Raw genomic sequence first — 17,923 nt, forward strand, 5'->3', positions numbered from 1 at the left:
CAGAAGGAAGGTGATCCTATTAATGAGAATGAAGTAAAAATTGTAAAGCAAATCTTGGATGAAGGTGTAACTCATTACAAAAATATTGAACATAATATTGGAATGTCTAGAAAGACTGTTAATAAGTATTTAAATGAAATTGCCGAAGAAATTAAGCCATTTAATGTCGAACTCGTTAGAAAACAAAGCGTAGGCATTTATTTTGCTGGTGATACCGCAAAAATTCGTTCTTCTTTACAAGATGGTGAACTAAAGGCAAATAATGAAAGTCCGCAAGAAATAAAATTGGCAATACTTTCATTGCTATTAACAACTAATGAACATATAACAATTCAAAAACTTTCTGATCGTTATTATGTGAGTAGAACAACTTTGGAAGGATACCTCAAGCAAATTAAAAGTCTAATAGACAAGCAAGGAGCTAAATTACAGAGTGATGAAAAGGGGATTTTTATTAAGGCTTCTGAAAATATTCGAAGAAAATTAATGACGCAGCTCCTTGGCTTTTATTGGGGGGATAGCTTAAAGGTCAAACATAATACTGATTTAAAGATGGTTATCAATGTTCCAGATGAACTAAAAAGTATCTTTGATCAGGTGATTTTTAAAGATGTTGTAACTACACTTAATCAGTTTCAGAAGGCCAGTTCAATTAAACTCAATGATTATCAGTTTCAGTCTTTGGCTGTCCATCTAGTGATTGCAATTCAAAGAATAAAGAACAAGGAAATTATAAAGGCTGATTCTGAACTGAGCAGTCATCCTTTATCCAAAAATACGATTTTGCTTTCAAATTTGCTTGAAGAAAACTTTGGTTTTGCTATTCCCGTAGCTGAACAGGCGTACATTAATATTCATATTCTTGCAGCTGAATCGGATCAAAAAGCACATTCAAGTCCAAAAAAAGATAAGGAAAACTCTAAGAATGGGGAATTAAGCCAGTTTCTAAAAAGCAATTTAACCCACTATGATGAAGTACTTGTTAATAATTTGATTTTACATTTAGTACCAGCTTTGCATCGATTTGAACTAGGTCTTAGTATAAAAAATCCATACAAAGATAGTATTAAAGGCAACTTTCCCTATGCATACAACCAAGCAGTTGATTTAAGTATTGAAATCGAAAAAAGATTTTCAGTAAGCATCAATGATGATGAAATTGCGTATATTGCCCTACATATTGAGAGTTTCTTAGAAAGGAGAGAAGAAAAAAGAGTAAAGACAGTAATTGTTTGTAGCACAGGACTGGGAACTGCAAGACTTTTAGAGCAAAGAATTAAGAAATATTTTTCTGATGAACTAGAAGTTAACCGGGTGGTATCTGTTTCTGAATTAATGGCAGCACCAATTACTGAAGATTTAATAATAAGTACAGTAGATTTAGATATTAGGCAAAAAAATGTAGTAGTTGTACCACCATTTCTAGACGTTCAGTCTAAAAGAAAGATACAAACTGCTCTTGACAAGCTGAATAAATTTCAAGAAAAAGCAACAGAATTTATGAAATTGGTTGAGCCTGATTTAATCATAGTTGATAACCAAAAAATCAATCGTGATCAAGCAATAAAAAAAGTTTGCAAACGTCTATGCGATAAACACTATGCACTTTCTGGAATTGCAGAGGCTGCGATTGAAAGGGAAAAAGTTGCGAGTACTGAAATGGATTTTGTAGCAATGCCACATGCGCCAATTAAATATGTTAAAACTCCTCGGATTGCAATTTATCTTAATTCACATGGTATTGATTGGGATAAAGGTAAGGTAAATATCGTTTTCTTTATGGCAATGAACGAAAGTATCAAAGGCTCAATTGACCAAATTTATAACTACTTCAATGCAATTCTTGAAGATAAAAAAATGTTAAAAAGTTTGTGCAGATTAACATCAAAACAGGAAATAATTAGGCTTTTAGGAAGTGAAGAATTTGAATAGTAAAAGTAATGATTTTATCTCGAAAGATAATATTGTCATTGGTTTAAATGCATCTTCTAAAGAAGATGCAATCACGCAATTAGCAAAAATAATGGAAAAAAATGAAATTGTAAGTGATGCAAAAAAATTTAGAGATGATGTGTTAGAACGTGAAAGTCAGACAACAACAGGAATAGGCAATAATATCGCTATTCCACATGGTAAAAGTTCTACTGTCAATGTAGCGTCGCTAATGTTTGCAAAAACAACCACGCCACTAGAGTGGAATTCCTTAGATGGTAGCAAAGTTTCAATAATTTTTTTGATGGCGGCCAGAGAAAAAGATACTGGTAAAGAACATCTGAAAATGTTGGCTACAGTCGCAGGAAAATTAATGGATGACGATTTTGTCAAAGAAATCAAGGCAGAAAATGATCCAGATAAGTTAGTTAATATCTTTAAAAAAATAGAAGAAGATTAGGAGAAAAATTATGAGTAAATTCGTAGCAGTAACTGCTTGTATTGCAGGAGTAGCACACACATATATGGCAGCACAAAACTTGAAAAAATATGCCAAAAAAAATGGTGATCAAATAAAAGTTGAAACTCAAGGTGCAATGGGTTTTGAAAATAAACTTAGTGCTAAGGATATTGCTGAAGCAGATGCCGTCATTTTTGCGGTCGATACAAATGTTAGAGAAAAAGAACGCTTTGATGGTAAAAAAATTGTGAAAATGGGAACATCAGAGGTCGTGAAAGACGGTAGCAAAGCGATTGAAAAAGCGCACGAAATTATTGACAACTGATAAAGACAGAAAGAAAAGGTTATATAAATGGACAAGTTAAAACAATTTTTTAAGGACTTAGTAGACCACTTCCAAACAGGTGTGTCTTACATGATTCCATTGGTTTCTGCTTCCGGACTGATTGTTTCAATTGCCGTTATTGGTGGTGGCAACGGAGTTTGGAATCAAACCAGTAACATTTGGGGAATTTTAAGAATGATCGGTCAGCAGGGATTAGGATTTATTCCTGTAATGATCGCCGCCTATATTTCATACTCGATTGCTGATAGACCAGGGCTTGCGCCTGCTTTTATTGTTGGCTTGGTTGCTAACAAATTAGGTATGGGATTTATTGGTGGAATGGTAGTTGGTGTTTTAGTCGGCTATTTAGTATATTGGCTGAAAAAGTTACCAATGCCTATGAGTTTAATTTCGCTAAAATCAATTTTCATCATTCCACTAACTTCAGTGTTAATTGGTGGTTTAGTAATCTTCTATGTCTTCAGTGATCCTGTTAGAGGAATGCAAAACGGTTTAACTTCATGGCTAGCAAGTATTAGTGGTTCAAACAAAATCTTAGTAGCTGCAATCATTGGAGCGATGATGGCTACAGATATGGGTGGTCCAATCAACAAAGTTGCATATACATTTAGTATGGCTTCATACACTTCAGGTGGATATGCAATTAGTACAGCTTGCTTTATTGCAATTGGTATTCCTCCATTAATTATGGCTTTAGCAAGTTTCATGGGTAAAAAGTATTATAGTCAAGACGAAAAAGAAAATTCTACTACGGCTTTAATTATGGGTATTATTGCCACAACAGAAGGTGCAATTCCGTTTGCAGTTTCAGATCCACTGGCTGTTATTCCTAGTTGTATGGTTGGCTCAGGACTAGCTAGTGCATTAAACGCTTTCTTTGGTACAACGCAAAAAACAGCTCTATCAACATTTATGGCGGCTCCATTTGACTCAAATATTTTGCTGTATTGCTTATCGATCGTAATTGGCGTTGTAGTTGGAGCAGTAATGTGCAATTTCCTTAAGAAATTAATGCATCGTGACCAAAAAGTTGCAGCAGAAGCTGCGGCAAATTAAATAAAAGGAGTAAAAATGTACAAAGTTTTTTATAAACCTACAGAAGATAAATGGATGGGCGATATTATGCCCTTTGGTAAAGACGGAAAGTTTTATTTGTATCACCAAAGAGACCCTAGAAAACCTGGTCCTCTGACTGATAATGATGAACCATTTGGCTGGTCGCTCTCAACTACAACTGATTTTGTTAATTATGATGATCATGGGGATGCAATACCTGCAGGTAGCGCAGACGATCCAGCACAATGGATTTATGCAGGATCTGTTTTTGAAGCTGATGGAAAAGTACAAGCTTTTTACACAGGCTATAATAAAAAAGCTGAGCAGGAAGGACGAGCTTCCCAAGTCTTACTTCATGGTGTAAGTACTGATTTCGATCATTTTCAAAAAAATGTTGATAAATTGTTATTACCAGCTCAAGAAGGTTATGACAAAACAGATTGGAGAGATCCTTGGGTAATTTGGAATGAAGATAAGCAAGAATATTTGCTGATTTTGGGGACAAGATTAGCAGGTCCAAAATCCAAATTAACTGGCAGAATTGTTTCCTTCACTTCCAAAAATCTTAAAGACTGGACATTCCAAGGCGACTTTTTTGCGCCAAATCTGTACACAGGGCTGGAAATGCCAGATCTCTTTAAAATGGGAGATTGGTGGTACTTACTATATACAGAATATAGCGAGCAAAGCAAAACTAGGTACCGGATGAGCAAGAATATTGATGGTCCATGGTTAAAGCCTCAAGATGATTCCTTTGACGGTCGTGCATATTATGCTGCTAGAACGGCCTTTGATGGTAAACGAAGAGTTTTATTTGGTTGGGTACCGACCAGAGAAGAAGGCAAAGGTGACAAGGTTAACTGGGAATGGGGCGGTACGTATGTTCCATTAGAGTTAGTGCAAAGAAATGATGGAACTCTAGCTACCAAATTACCTGATGAATTAACCAAACAATTTACAGAAGAAACACATCTTGCTGATTTATCAATTGATAATCAAACTGGAAGAACTGAAAAAATAATTGCTCAAAACGTTGGTAAACATTTTGTTTTAGATATGGATGTAACTTGTCAAGACGGCATTAGCAATATTGCTTTGCGATTCTTTAAAAATGTCGAAACTGATGAATCATATCAATATCTGCTGTCAGCTGACGATCGGAGACTTGTCTTTGATAAAAGTCCGGAGTGGCCATGGTTCCAAATGATGAATAAGGGACTTGATCGCCCACTTGCAAAGAGTGAATTCGAAAAAATGCACATTAAATTGATGGTTGATGATGACATAGCTGTTATTGTTGTAAATGGTATTAGTTTAATTGCACGTGTGTACCAAAAGTTTGGTGATGATTTGGCATTAGCCGTATCTAACGGTAAAGCAGAGTTTTCAAATATTACTTTGAGAAAGTAATTGTTTATGGCAGATAAAATTAATTCTCTAATATTTTTTGACTTGGATGGAACTCTTCTATCGAGTAATTCTACTGTTTTACCTGAAGTAAGTGCTGCTGTAAGAAGCTTAAAAGCTAACGGAAATATTCCAATAGTTTGTACAGGTCGTGCCGCTTTTGAAGTTCGTGAAATTATGGCGGAATGTGAAATTGATTCTCTGATTGCGACTAATGGACAATATGTAGAGTTTAATGGTCAAGTGAAGTTTAATCGAACTATTCCCTCACTCTTGTGTCAGCAGGTACTGACTTATGCAAACAGCAGAGATGACATCATTGGTTTTTACAATTATGAACAAATTGCTATCTCTGAAGATCAGCCGCTATCTCGGCATTTTTATCAAAATATTGCTTCATCATTTCCTCAAGTAGCACCCGATTTTTACCGGACAAACCCCGTTAATCAAATTTTGGTAATAGCGCATTGTGCTGATCAACAGTATAGTGATCATTTCCCTGAATTAAACTTTATGATAACTGGTCCTAATTCAATTGATACAGTTCTAAAAGGTAATTCAAAAGGAAAAGGAATTTCTGACCTAATTAAAAGTGAGGATCTTCATGTTCCAACTTACGCTTTTGGAGACGGTAACAATGACCTAAGCATGTTTGAAGCAGTGGACTATGGTATTGCAATGGGTAATGGAAATGATGCAATTAAAAATTCTGCTACGTATGTCACTGATACAAATGATAAACTAGGGATAATTAAAGGTTTACAAAAGTATGATTTGATTTAATGAGGTTTTGAATATGAGTATTTTTAAAGGGATTTCCCATGTAGGGATTCCAACTAATGATTTTGCTAAGAGTGTAACTGAATATGAAAAGATTGGCTTTAAGTTAATTAATCAAGAAGATAATAATGGTAGTGCGACGGGCTTTTTCCAATTAGGTGATTTAATGCTTGAAGTTTGGGAAGCTGAGACCAACCCGGTAAATGGTGCAATTAACCATTATGCTATTGATACCGATGAAATTGATGAAGCGTTCGAAAAGATTAAAAATGCAGGTTTTAAGCTAATTGATCAACAGGTGATGCACTTACCTTTTTGGGAGCATGGAATTAGTTACTTTAACTTTTATGGTCCTAATAATGAAACTATTGAAATTTGTCAAAGAAATAAGAAGTAAAAATAATGTTATTAGGTTCAGTAGAAGCCGGCGGGACAAAATTTGTTTGTGCTGTTGGCAATGAAAACTATCAAGTAAAAAACTCAATTAGAATAGCTACTACAACTCCGCAAGAAACGCTTCAGCAAGTAACTGCTTTTTTTAAAAAGTATCCTGTAGAAGCGATTGGAATAGCCTCTTTTGGCCCAATTGAAATACGCAAAACGGCTTCTAAATATGGCTACATAACGGACACGCCCAAAAATGGATGGCAAAATACTGATTTCCTTGGCTTTTTGAAAAAAGACATTGATGTTCCAATGTTCTTTACAACTGATGTAAATGGTTCTGCATATGGTGAATATGTTATGTCATTGCTTTCGAATGAAGACATTGATTCCTTGGTCTACTACACGATTGGTACTGGAGTGGGTGGTGGAGCCATAATTGATGGTCAATTAGTTGGCAGTCAAGGACACCCAGAAATGGGACACGTTTTGTTAAAAAGGCATCCCGATGATGTTGATTTTCTAGGAATATGTCCATTTCATCAGGATTGCTTGGAAGGACTTGTGTCTGGACCAACATTTGAGGCAAGAGTTGGCAAGCCAGGATCAGAAGTACCATTGACTGATTCTGTTTGGAACATATTGAGTTATTATGTGGCCCAAGCAGTTTTACAAGTTACATTGATTTTACGTCCTGATAAAATTGTTTTTGGTGGGGGCGTAGTTAGTGAAGCATTCTTAAAGAAAGTTAGATCTGATTTTGCTAAGATGCTGAATAGTTATGTCAAAGTCCCAAATTTAGACCAGTACATTGTTATGCCAGCTATTGCTAATAATGGCTCAGCTACAGTTGGCGACTTTGCGTTAGCTAAAAATTTATTAAAACAATAATCCTAAAAAGAGTGCACATGTATTAACCAACTTGTTAATTGACGTGCACTCTTTTTTAAAATAATAAAGGAGATAAAAATGACAACTGCTTATTTAGTAAATCATACCCACTGGGATCGAGAATGGTATTTTTCGATTATGGATGAGCAAGTTTTAGGAGAGCAATTATTTACAGAAGTTTTAGACGAACTGGAAGCACATCCAACTGCAAATTTTTGCTTGGATGGACAAGTTTCAATTGTTGATGAGTATGTTGCGATTCATCCAGAAGCTAAGGCCAGAATTCAACGTTTAGTGAATGAAGGTAGGCTATTTATTGGCCCTTGGTATACTCAAACTGATGCTCTGATGCCAACTGCGGAATCAATTATTCGCAATTTAATTATTGGCATTAAGGATACAGAAGGAAACTATGGTAAGCCAATGATGATTGGCTATTTGCCTGACTCATTTGGTTTTAATGCGCAGATGCCGACCTTATTAAAACAAGTTGGTATTGATAATATGGTCTTCTGGCGAGGAATTAACTTTAAAAGACAAGCAGGTTCGACTTATTTTTGCTGGCATGGAATAGGTAACAAAGAAATAGTTGCACTTAATTTTCCATTTGGGTATTTTACAGGTCAAATTACGCCAGAAGCAAAACAAAAGTTAAATGAATTTGTTGAACAAAAATATGATCCAGCAATTAAATTTGAATCTGAGCATGACCAAAATGAAGATGTTTTAATTCCCTCTGGAATTGATCAGATGAATATAGTTAAAAATATCAATCAGACGGTTGAACAAATTAATAGTATTAGTAAATATCATACCGAAATTTCTACTTATCCTGAATTTGTCGAATTAATTCGTCATAGGTCTGAGAGTCTGCCAGAATATCGAGGAGAATTGCGCCTACCTACATATGCGCGTGTTCATCGGTCAATTGGATCAGTCAGAAGCAAATTGAAGAGAGAAAATTTTAGACTAGAGCAGAAACTTTTGAAACGAGTGGAGCCGTTATGCGTAATTGGTCACAAGGTAGGAGTTAATATCGGTAATGGTTTGCTGACCAAAGCTTGGAAAAAATTATTAAAGTGTCAACCACATGATTCTCTTGGTGGCAGTGTTTCAGAAAATGTAGCAAAAGATATTTGGCAGCGATATAAAGAAGTTGATGAGCTAGTTGACGGGATTGAGAACATGGTTAAGAAAAAAATTGCTCAATACTTAAAATTAACCTCATCGCAATTACTAGTATTTAATACAGATCCACATGAATTTGACGGTTATAAAGAAGTAGATATTGTTGCTTCAACAAAAAAAATCAAAATTAAGGGGATGGAAGATACTGAAATTGTTTCTAGTAAGTACCACCCTGCAAGAGAGCATATTTTAATGCAAACGCCCCATGGAGAGGATTATACTGACGAACCTAGTTATTATGAATTAAGAGTCAGAGGTAAGGTTCAATTACCAGCCTTGGGCTATAAAGTTTTCAAAGTGATAGATAGCAATGAAAAATTACCAGAAATTACTGCGGGGAAATTTGGTAGTTACGGCATTATTTCTAATGGCAAGCAAGCTATTGAATTTAGTGATGGTGAGATTACCTTAATTAATGACGGTACTAAAATCAAAAACTTTATTTCTTTACTAGATCAGCCCAATGATGGTGATACATATGATTTTTCCCCTTATAAAGACTTTAAAGAACAGGAGCTACCTTTTCAAAGTGTAGGTATTAGCAAAGGCAAACATGATGTAATGACTCTGAGAGGAAGTGCTAGTTTACCACTGGATTTGGTTGATTATACAGATGAAAATCCTAGATACGGTAAATTATCGTATTCATTAGATATTTGGTTTAATGAGTTGGGACAAGTTGCGGTTAAATTACTGGTTGATAATCAAATTAATTCTCATCGATTAAGAGTTTGTTTTTCACCACAAATAAATACCGATGAAGTCAGAGCAGAGATTCAAGCAGGTTATGTTACAACTAAAAACGAGCCAATTGATCCTGATTGGCAAAAAGAGTTTGTTGAGAAACCAGTCAATTTATATAATTTTGATAAATCTCTTAACTTAATTGATGCAGATAAATACTTCACTTTTTGGGGATATGGTCAAAAAGAGTATCAATATGAAGACGGAAAGCTTAAAGTTACGCTAATGGCAACAACAGGAGAATTAGGAAAGCCTAATTTAAAGTGGCGGCCTGGAAGAGCATCTGGTGACACGACTAGTCAGGGGCATATTATGATGGCAACTCCTTCGGCTCAAGAAAAAGGACAAAATAAATTTGTATTTGCATTTAAACTTGATGGTGGCAAATTTAGTGAAGAAGAAAATAATCAATTGACAAATAAATGGTTGCAGCCAAATATTTCATACCAGTTACAAGGTCTAAATGTTTTTATCAATCGTTTAGATAATAAGATTTGGGCAACAGAAAAGACTCCTAGGATACCTGAACACATTGAACTATTGAACTTACCGAAAGAAATAATGGTTTCAGCGCTGTATCCTTCGGTGACAGATTCAAATAGTTATATTCTAAGATTGGAAAATTTGACTAATCAAGCTGTCATGTTACCAGACTTTATTAGGGATAAAGGTCAAGTTGTTAACGCACTTGAAGAGCCGAGTGACGAGCAGCAAATTTCTCCATACGATTTAATTTCAATTAAACTTTCAATATAAGATAAAAAGCAAGTAAAAGTGGACCATATAGGTTCAAGCATTACTTGCTTTTTTGGATACATTCTATTTAAAAGAAGGAAATTAAATATTACTAAATTTAAATTGGCTTATGTCCGTGATGGGACTAGTGTAAACAAAATTTAAACTTATCTGTTTGGTTTTGTCACTTAAACTATGTAGGAGCTTTTGCTGAAAATTGGATAAGTGCAGATGATTAAGCGCAGTGTTAGCCTGAATATACAGCACTAATTTACCAGTATATTGTAGCGGATGATCATTTGACTCGAATTTTCGCATAACTAGTCCGATTGCATCTCGAATTGGCAGATATTTTGCAATATTTAATTCGTTATAAATATTATTAAAAAAACTACGATAAAATTGATCTAATTCTTTGTATGTTTCATTAATCAGCTTTTTTTCTTTTGGAGATGAAGCACCGATTAAGTGAACACTCATTACATCACTTCCTTAGTACAGAAATAATTTGTGTTTTAGGCGCAAATTTTTCTTTTAGTTCTTGGGGTAACGGATCATCAGTAATAAGTACATCGATCTGACTCAAGGGGATTGACATAAACGGAGAAGTATTTTGACTGTTGAACTTATAATTTTCTGCGATTACCACGACTTGTTTTGCCCTCGAAGCAGCGACACGAGTTAATTCTGCATCACTCATCTTTGTGAGATAAGCACCATCTTCTTTGACGTTTGATGTGCCAAAAAATGCTGTATTAAAGCTCATTCGCTTTAAAGTATCAATCGATGTGACTGAATAATTAAAGCGATGTTCTTTGTCGATTTTTCCACCTAATAGACGAACGTCGGGTAGTCTTGATCGCATCAATTCCAGGGAATTATCAATTGAATTTGTCACAATCTGCAAATCCATACCACAAATTAATTCGCATAGCTTTTTCAGCGTAGTTGAAGCACCAATAAAATCGTATTGATTTGGATGAACAAAGCGGAGCGCCATCTGTGCCATTTTCGTTTTAATAGGGGAATCGATGTGATTCCTGGTAATGAAATTAGGTACATTGTCGTGACTGTTAGCCAGTAACCCACCGTGAACTCGAATTGCCTGACCTGTGGAAGTTAATCTAAGAACATCTCGCCGGGCTGTATCAAACGAAACATTAAAGTAGTCAGCTAAATCTTTTGTAACTAAGTGATGTTTTTGTTCTAATAATTTTTTTATTTCGCGAATTCGTTCTTCTTGAGTCATAATATTTCTCCTAAAAATAATCTAGCATTTTTTATTTTTTTAAGAATCAAATAGTCAGTATTTCATATTGGATTTTATGTGCTTGTTTGTGTTTAACTAAAATTATACTGAAGTTTAAAGTTAAAAAGACTGATAAATCAAGATTTTGAAAAAACATATATACTTAAATGCTTATTTTAAAAATTGGAACGAACCAATTTTTAAAATGGTTGATATTGAATACAAAATTGGTATAATAACCGTATAAAGAAAGTTTAAGTAAATAATTTCTAAATAGGAGAAATAATATGGCAGTAGATTATGATTCAAAGGAATTTTTAAAGAGCGTAGATGCCCATTGGCGCGCAGCTAACTATTTGTCAGTTGGTCAACTCTTTTTGATGGATAACCCGCTTTTAAAGCATGACCTTAAAGCAAGTGAAGTTAAGCCTAAACCAATCGGACACTGGGGGACAATCTCACCACAAAACTTTATTTATGCACATTTAAACCGCGTCATTAAAAAGTATGGCTTGGATATGTTTTATATCGAAGGCTCCGGTCACGGTGGTCAAGTAATGGTTTCCAATTCATATCTTGATGGTTCATACAGTGAGCTTTATCCAGAAATTCAACAAGATGAAAAGGGAATGGCTAAGTTATTCAAACGCTTTAGTTTTCCTGGTGGTTCTGCTTCTCACGCTGCTCCTGAAACTCCAGGTTCAATGCATGAAGGTGGCGAGCTTGGCTACTCACTTTCACATGGTACCGGTGCAATTTTAGACAATCCTGATGTGATTGCAGCAGTTGAAATCGGTGATGGTGAAGCTGAGACTGGCCCGTTAGCTGCAAGTTGGTTTAGTGACAAGTTCATTAACCCAATCAAAGATGGTGCTGTACTACCAATTCTACAAATCAACGGTTTTAAAATTTCTAACCCAACCATCGTTTCAAGAATGTCAGATGAAGAACTAACCAAGTACTTTGAAGGTATGGGTTGGCATCCTTACATTATTTCTGCATATAATGGTGGTGAATTTGACGGCTATAAAGATCACATGCAAGTTCACGAAGAAATGGCAAAATTAATGGATACTGTAATTGAAGAAATTAAAGCCATTCAAAAGAATGCTCGTGAAAATAATGATGAGACTTTATCACATTGGCCAATGATTATCTTCCGCGTTCCAAAGGGATGGACAGGACCTACAACTGATCTTGACGGTAATCCTATTGAAAACTCATTTAGAGCACACCAAATTCCAATTCCTGTTGCTCAAGATGACATGGAACATAAAGATATGTTGGTTGATTGGCTTGAAAGCTATAAACCAGCAGAATTGTTTGATGAAAATGGTGTACCAACTGAATTGGTAACTGCTGATAATGTTACTGGTGATAGCAGAATGGCAGTCAACCCAATTACAAATGGTGGTGGCGACAAGGCTAAGCGTCTCAACCTTCCAGATTATCGTAAATATGCCTTAGAGTTTGATCAACCTGGTTCAGTTGAAGCAGAAGATATGACTGAATGGGCAAAATATTTGAATGAAATTGCAGAACTTAACCCAGACAATTTCCGTGGTTTTGGACCTGATGAAACCAAATCAAACCGTTTGTTCAAATTTATTGATGAGCAAAAGCGTCAATGGGAAGGCTCAGTTCATACACCAAACGATGAGAACTTAGCACCAAGTGGTCGTTTAATTGATTCTCAATTATCCGAACATCAAGACGAAGGTTGGCTTGAAGGCTATGTTTTATCTGGTCGTCATGGTTTCTTTGCAACTTACGAATCATTTGGACGTGTTGTTGACTCGATGTTAACCCAGCACATGAAGTGGTTAAGAAAAGCCAAGGAACAATATTGGCGTAAGGATTACCCATCTTTGAACTTTGTTGCAACTTCAACTGTTTTCCAACAAGATCACAATGGTTATACTCACCAAGATCCAGGTATCTTAACTCACTTATATGAAAAGAATCGTCCAGATTTGATTCACGAATACTTACCAGCTGATACAAACTCTTTATTAGCAGTATCTCAAAAAGCATTTACTGATCGTGAATGTATCAACGTTTTGGTTACTTCTAAGCAAGAACGTCCACAATGGTTTTCAATCGATGAAGCAACTAAGATTGCTAACCACGGTTTATCATATATTGATTGGGCTTCAACTGATCAAAATGCTAAGCCTGATGTTGTCTTTGCTTCAACTGAAACTGAGCCAACTATGGAGTCTTTAGCTGCTATTGACATTTTGCATAAGAATTTCCCAGAAATGAAAATTCGTTACATTAACGTCATTGATGTAATGAAGTTAATGAATACAACAGATAATCCAGAAGCAATTTCCGATAAGGAATTTGAAGAATTATTCCCAACTGATGTGCCAGTAATTTTTGCATGGCACGGCTACAAGGCAATGATGCAATCAATCTGGTTTGGTCGTAATCGTAGCAATGTTCATATTCACTGCTATGAAGAAGAAGGAGACATTACTACTCCATTTGACATGAGAGTTGTTAATGAACTTGATCGTTTCCATTTAGCAAAGGATGCAGTTTTGAGTATGCCAGAATACGCTGAAAAGAGCGCCGGCTTTGTTGCAGAAATGGATCGCTTATTAGCTAAGCACCACCAGTACATTCGTGACAATGGTAAAGATATGCCAGAAGTAACAGAATGGAAATGGACAGGCTTAAAATAAATTAAGTGTACATCTCATTTTACTTATAAATAAAAACGTGATTCCAATCGGAACCACGTTTTTTGCTTTGAAAATTATTGTTGATCTTTTGGATTGATTCCCCAAAAGAAGGTTAATATTGCTGCCGTAATTAGAGATATTGCGGAGCCTAAAATCATAAAGCCAATTGGCTTATACATTAGCATCAAGATTGAGAAAATGTTGTCAATTTGGAATGCTCGAACAACTACGTGAAGTGAGGCATTAATGGCACCACCAATTCCACCTGCAATTGCTGTGATGATCATTAATCTCTTTGAGGGCATAATTAAACCGTACAAAATCGGTTCAGTTACACCGGCAAAAATACCTGTAATTGTAACAGATCCTGATAGTCCCTTGAGTTTGGCATCTTTCTTTTTGAGCAAACTGTATAAAAAGATACCGAGGGAAACACCGATTTGTGCCCAAACGGCTGCAACTGCCACACCACCAATTACATCACCACCGTACATTTTGAGGTTTTGCAATGTGATTGGCACTAGGCCCCAGTGTAAACCAAGTACGGTTAAGAAAGGATAGACCATGCCTAGCAGCAAGCCGGCAACTAATCTGCTTTTACCGAATAGCCACATGATAATAGCTGAAATCCATTTACCAACAGTGTCACCAAATGGACCAAAAATTAGTACGGTTGCTGGTACTAAGATAATTAAACAAATCATTGAATTTAGGAAAATCTGAATTTGTTGTGGAATAATCTTTTTCAATAAGCGGTCAAGTAAAACGTAAACCCCGATAATGACAAAAATTGGGAATACTGTGGTGGAATAGTCAATTGCGTCTAATGGCATGCCAAAAAGACTAAGACCGTGCTTTCCAACCAGCTGAGTGAAATTTGGTTCTAACAGTGCCGCCCCCAAGGCACCACCGACGAATGGGTCTGCTTTAAATTCTTTGGCTAAAGTAATGCCGACAAAAATAGGTAGAAAGTAAAAGACTGAATTCCCAGCTGCAGATAAGACAAGATAGGCTGTACTAGTTTCAGATAACCAATGCAAATTAGCTAAAACTGTTAGAACAGCCTTTACCATTCCGGCGCCAGCCATTACTGAAAGAAGTGGCATAAAAGCCCCGGAAATAGTTTTAGTTATTGACAACTTAGCCTTTTTATCTGTTTTTTCTTCTTTAGAGTTAGCTGTCTTGTGATCACTCAGTTTTTTCTGAATGACGTCATAATAATCTGCCACATTAGTACCAATTACGACCTGCTCTTGACCGCCACTTTTAACGACACTTAAAACGCAAGGCAAGGAATTCAATTTGTCTTTATCGACTTTACTATCGTCTTTTAAGTCAAAGCGCAATCTAGTTACGCAATGGACCAAATTATTGACGTTATCTGGTCCGCCAACATATTTTAAAATTGCCTCTGATTCACCATTAATATTATTCATACATTCTCCCACTTATAAAAATTAATGAGAACAACTTTTAAATTATCTCATTATATTTTAAAAAATAAGCAATATTATAATTTAACTTTATAGTAATTGTCAATGAACTTAAAAAGAACATTTTAGAAGTATATTGCCATTTATAAATCCTTTAGTATAAAATTAAATTGTTGGTAATTTTTAACAAATTTAAAAAAGGAGGAAACAGTGAATAAACTAGTAAATGTGTTAACTACGACAGATATCCATGGCTTTATTTCTAATGAGGGGCAGCCACCTGCCTTGGCGTTGCAAGGAATAAAGGAAAAATATCCTAACTCTCTGTTAATGGATAGTGGAGACTTCTTTGTTGGCAACCCTTTGACCACTTATTTTTGTGATCAGATGCAAGTATCTCCAATGGTAGATTATGCCAATAAAGTCGGGTTTGATGTCATGGTACCTGGAAACCATGATTTTGATCATGGATTGAATTATTTAAAGAGTCAGGTTAGCCATTTAAATGCTGACTATGTTTGTTGTAATGTTTTTGATGAAGAGGGAAATTGGATTTTTTCACCGTCTACCATTAAAGAAATTGATGGAATCAAAGTGGGAGTAATCGGCTTACTGACAAGTAGAATGTCAATGATCAGTGACTTTGATGTAACCACGGGAGTAGTTGTTAAGGAAGCATTACCTGAATTACAAAAACAGGTAGCAGCTTTGCGTGAGCAAGTCGATTTAATTTTAGTCGGCTATCACGGTGGAATTGAACGGGATTTGAAGACACACGCTGAAACTAACTATGCAACGGGTGAGGATGAAACTTTTAAATTAGTATCGCAAACACCAGGCATTGATGGTTTTAGCTGTGGTCACCAGCATCGTATTAATCATGGTCAAATAGGTGATACCCTTGTTGTTCAAGGTGGATACCGAGGTAATTGCTTTGGTCACATGACGTTTGACTTTAATGATCAAAATAAAATTGTAAAACGTCAAGAAGAAATCGTCTTAACTGAGACTCTGCCAGCCAAAACAGGCGATTTTTATTCAGAAGAAGATTATCAAAATTGGCTTGCAGAAGATTTTGATCTCAGTCATTTAGTAGAGTTTTTAAAACAAAAATTTGCTCGCGAGCATTTAGGAATTTTTATTAGCTTAAAAGGGAAAACTAGGCAGCAAGTAATAGATTCTTTTACCATTCCATATGGTGTTAGAATTTATCGCCTGACTTCGTCCGAATATCAGGTTTTCAGCCAACAAGATTGGGCTCTTAAGCAAGAAAATTATGATTCTAATGCTCACGATTTTTTGGTTCTGACGAATTCTTATGAAGTACCAGAATATCGGTTGACGGACCAATTTGTTGATAATATTTTTGATGAATATTCATACTATTTAACGCAGCGCAATTAGGGAGAAAGTAATGGGAGTAATTGGAATTATTATAGTGTTGGGTCTACTTTATCTGGTAAGTTTTGATCGCAAGCACATCGACTACAAATCACTTATTTATCTTTTTGTAACAGAATTAGTAATCCTGTTTTTGATTTTAAAGACAACAATTGGTAATTGGATCATTAAGGGATTATCCGGTAGTTTAAACATTATCAGTCAGTCTAGTAGTAAGGGTGTAAACTTCGTTTTCGGTGATTTAAAAAATCCTGGTGCTACTTCACAATTTTTCTTAAATGTCTTATTACCATTGATTTTTATTTGTGCACTGATTGAATTGTTGCAGTATTTGCGTATTTTACCTTTTATTATTAAATATGTTGGTAAAGTTCTGAAAAAGCTGTTCCATATTGATGAAATTAATGCGTTTACGATTTTAAGTTATCCTTTTGTAAGTAATGGTGTTTTTGTTCCTTTTAAGGATCAAATGAAAGACATGTCACCAAATCAATTATTTACACTATCAATTTATACTTTATCAAATACTACAGTAACAATGATTGCTTCATATATGCATATTATTAAATCTGAATTTATTATTGTTGCTTTGATACTTAACCTCTTCACTTCGATTATTGTTGCTAAAATAGTTGCACCATACGATATTTCGCAAGTTAATTATGAAATTTCGACTAAGAACACTAATCAAAAGTCATTGATTACGCGCTTGATTGACAGCATGAACCTTGGATTTAAACTGGCAATTAACATTTCAATCTCAATTATTGGTTTTGTTTCGTTAATTACTTTTGTCAACATTATTTTCAAATCAGTTTGTGGTAAAACCTTAACGGCCTTAATTGGTTATGTTTGTGCTCCTGTAGCTTTTATCATGGGAGTAGATCCACATTCAATTGTTAGTGCTGGTACAGTTCTGGCTACCAAAGCATTTACCAATATCTTTGTCGCAATAAACCAAATTAATATGCACGCAGTTCCGCTTAAGACGCAAGCAATTGTTAGTGTTTTCTTGATTTCTTTTGCTAACTTACCAAACTTGGGTACTACCCTGGGTATCATGCATACAATGGTTGACGAAGAGCATGGTGAAGCTATTGCAAGTCATGCATTAAGACTATTTTTGGTGGCAACAGCAGTCAGCATTCTTAATGGGGCATTGGCTGGTCTATTTTATTCATTTTAATTAGCTTTCTCCTTGTTAATCTGAAGATTTTTATTTATAAT

15 protein-coding genes are annotated in these 17,923 nt (G+C 35.3%); 12 read left to right on the forward strand and 3 right to left on the reverse strand.

All coding sequences use genetic code 11. The features are described from left to right. The first annotated feature begins 54 nt into the window (after window positions 1–54). The 9 genes from H3R25_RS00185 (at window position 55) to H3R25_RS00225 (ending at window position 9,944) form a co-directional block, all read left to right on the forward strand. On the forward strand, window positions 55–1,932 hold the full coding sequence (locus H3R25_RS00185; RefSeq protein WP_198193713.1) for a transcription antiterminator: 1,878 nt from the start codon (window positions 55–57) through the stop codon (window positions 1,930–1,932). Further along, window positions 1,925–2,392 (forward strand): PTS sugar transporter subunit IIA, encoded by a 468-nt coding sequence (locus tag H3R25_RS00190; protein ID WP_122034488.1) that lies wholly within the window; start codon window positions 1,925–1,927, stop codon window positions 2,390–2,392. Before H3R25_RS00185 ends, H3R25_RS00190 begins: the two co-directional genes overlap by 8 nt. A 10-nt stretch (window positions 2,393–2,402) precedes the next feature. Then, complete coding sequence (locus H3R25_RS00195; protein WP_122034490.1) at window positions 2,403–2,717, forward strand: PTS fructose transporter subunit IIB; 315 nt, start codon at window positions 2,403–2,405, stop codon at window positions 2,715–2,717. Window positions 2,718–2,744: 27 nt separating this feature from the next. After that, on the forward strand, window positions 2,745–3,794 hold the full coding sequence (locus H3R25_RS00200) for a PTS fructose transporter subunit IIC (protein WP_122034492.1): 1,050 nt from the start codon (window positions 2,745–2,747) through the stop codon (window positions 3,792–3,794). A 15-nt stretch (window positions 3,795–3,809) separates the two neighbouring features. Then, the gene (locus tag H3R25_RS00205) at window positions 3,810–5,204 is read left to right on the forward strand and encodes a family 43 glycosylhydrolase (RefSeq protein WP_198193714.1); all 1,395 of its coding nucleotides are present in this window, start codon (window positions 3,810–3,812) and stop codon (window positions 5,202–5,204) included. Between the two features lie 6 nt (window positions 5,205–5,210). After that, window positions 5,211–5,984: a Cof-type HAD-IIB family hydrolase gene (locus tag H3R25_RS00210; protein ID WP_198193715.1), complete on the forward strand. Its 774-nt coding sequence runs from the start codon at window positions 5,211–5,213 to the stop codon at window positions 5,982–5,984. 13 nt (window positions 5,985–5,997) lie between these two features. Next, window positions 5,998–6,378 carry a VOC family protein gene (locus H3R25_RS00215; protein WP_122034499.1) on the forward strand — a complete coding sequence of 127 codons (381 nt, stop codon included), beginning with the start codon at window positions 5,998–6,000 and terminating at the stop codon, window positions 6,376–6,378. Between the two features lie 5 nt (window positions 6,379–6,383). Continuing rightward, window positions 6,384–7,256: a fructokinase ScrK gene (gene scrK / locus H3R25_RS00220; protein WP_198188929.1), complete on the forward strand. Its 873-nt coding sequence runs from the start codon at window positions 6,384–6,386 to the stop codon at window positions 7,254–7,256. Window positions 7,257–7,334: 78 nt separating this feature from the next. Next, window positions 7,335–9,944: an alpha-mannosidase gene (locus H3R25_RS00225; RefSeq protein WP_198193716.1), complete on the forward strand. Its 2,610-nt coding sequence runs from the start codon at window positions 7,335–7,337 to the stop codon at window positions 9,942–9,944. Between the two features lie 81 nt (window positions 9,945–10,025). Here H3R25_RS00225 and H3R25_RS00230 read toward each other — a convergent pair whose 3' ends face one another. After that, window positions 10,026–10,403: a bacteriocin immunity protein gene (locus H3R25_RS00230; RefSeq protein WP_198193717.1), complete on the reverse strand. Its 378-nt coding sequence runs from the start codon at window positions 10,401–10,403 to the stop codon at window positions 10,026–10,028. Window positions 10,404–10,407: 4 nt separating this feature from the next. Then, on the reverse strand, window positions 10,408–11,172 hold the full coding sequence (locus H3R25_RS00235) for a DeoR/GlpR family DNA-binding transcription regulator (RefSeq protein WP_198193719.1): 765 nt from the start codon (window positions 11,170–11,172) through the stop codon (window positions 10,408–10,410). 287 nt (window positions 11,173–11,459) lie between these two features. On the opposite strand from H3R25_RS00235, the gene H3R25_RS00240 reads away from it, so the two are divergent. Next, complete coding sequence (locus H3R25_RS00240; protein ID WP_198193720.1) at window positions 11,460–13,862, forward strand: phosphoketolase family protein; 2,403 nt, start codon at window positions 11,460–11,462, stop codon at window positions 13,860–13,862. Between the two features lie 74 nt (window positions 13,863–13,936). On the opposite strand, the gene H3R25_RS00245 is transcribed toward H3R25_RS00240, so the two are convergent. Then, on the reverse strand, window positions 13,937–15,298 hold the full coding sequence (locus H3R25_RS00245) for a PTS transporter subunit EIIC (RefSeq protein ID WP_052726756.1): 1,362 nt from the start codon (window positions 15,296–15,298) through the stop codon (window positions 13,937–13,939). A gap of 207 nt (window positions 15,299–15,505) precedes the next feature. Between H3R25_RS00245 and H3R25_RS00250 the strand changes: the two genes are divergently transcribed. Both H3R25_RS00250 and H3R25_RS00255 read left to right on the forward strand, forming a co-directional pair. After that, window positions 15,506–16,699, forward strand: a complete 1,194-nt coding sequence (locus tag H3R25_RS00250; RefSeq protein ID WP_198193722.1) for a metallophosphoesterase — start codon at window positions 15,506–15,508, stop codon at window positions 16,697–16,699. 10 nt (window positions 16,700–16,709) lie between these two features. Continuing rightward, complete coding sequence (locus tag H3R25_RS00255) at window positions 16,710–17,882, forward strand: nucleoside transporter C-terminal domain-containing protein (RefSeq protein ID WP_074425675.1); 1,173 nt, start codon at window positions 16,710–16,712, stop codon at window positions 17,880–17,882. The last annotated feature ends 41 nt before the right edge of the window (window positions 17,883–17,923 follow it).

Origin of the sequence: Lactobacillus sp. M0390, from assembly GCF_016102085.1 — a bacterium.
GTDB lineage: Bacteria > Bacillota > Bacilli > Lactobacillales > Lactobacillaceae > Lactobacillus > Lactobacillus apis.

Coding starts and splice junctions, on each gene's coding strand:
- scrK (WP_198188929.1), top strand. CDS start 6,384: ATGTTATTAGGTTCAGTAGAAGCCGGCGGGACAAAATTTGTTTGTGCT.
- H3R25_RS00210 (WP_198193715.1), top strand. CDS start 5,211: ATGGCAGATAAAATTAATTCTCTAATATTTTTTGACTTGGATGGAACT.
- H3R25_RS00215 (WP_122034499.1), top strand. CDS start 5,998: ATGAGTATTTTTAAAGGGATTTCCCATGTAGGGATTCCAACTAATGAT.
- H3R25_RS00225 (WP_198193716.1), top strand. CDS start 7,335: ATGACAACTGCTTATTTAGTAAATCATACCCACTGGGATCGAGAATGG.
- H3R25_RS00195 (WP_122034490.1), top strand. CDS start 2,403: ATGAGTAAATTCGTAGCAGTAACTGCTTGTATTGCAGGAGTAGCACAC.
- H3R25_RS00235 (WP_198193719.1), bottom strand. CDS start 11,172: ATGACTCAAGAAGAACGAATTCGCGAAATAAAAAAATTATTAGAACAA.
- H3R25_RS00200 (WP_122034492.1), top strand. CDS start 2,745: ATGGACAAGTTAAAACAATTTTTTAAGGACTTAGTAGACCACTTCCAA.
- H3R25_RS00240 (WP_198193720.1), top strand. CDS start 11,460: ATGGCAGTAGATTATGATTCAAAGGAATTTTTAAAGAGCGTAGATGCC.
- H3R25_RS00205 (WP_198193714.1), top strand. CDS start 3,810: ATGTACAAAGTTTTTTATAAACCTACAGAAGATAAATGGATGGGCGAT.
- H3R25_RS00255 (WP_074425675.1), top strand. CDS start 16,710: ATGGGAGTAATTGGAATTATTATAGTGTTGGGTCTACTTTATCTGGTA.
- H3R25_RS00230 (WP_198193717.1), bottom strand. CDS start 10,403: ATGAGTGTTCACTTAATCGGTGCTTCATCTCCAAAAGAAAAAAAGCTG.
- H3R25_RS00245 (WP_052726756.1), bottom strand. CDS start 15,298: ATGAATAATATTAATGGTGAATCAGAGGCAATTTTAAAATATGTTGGC.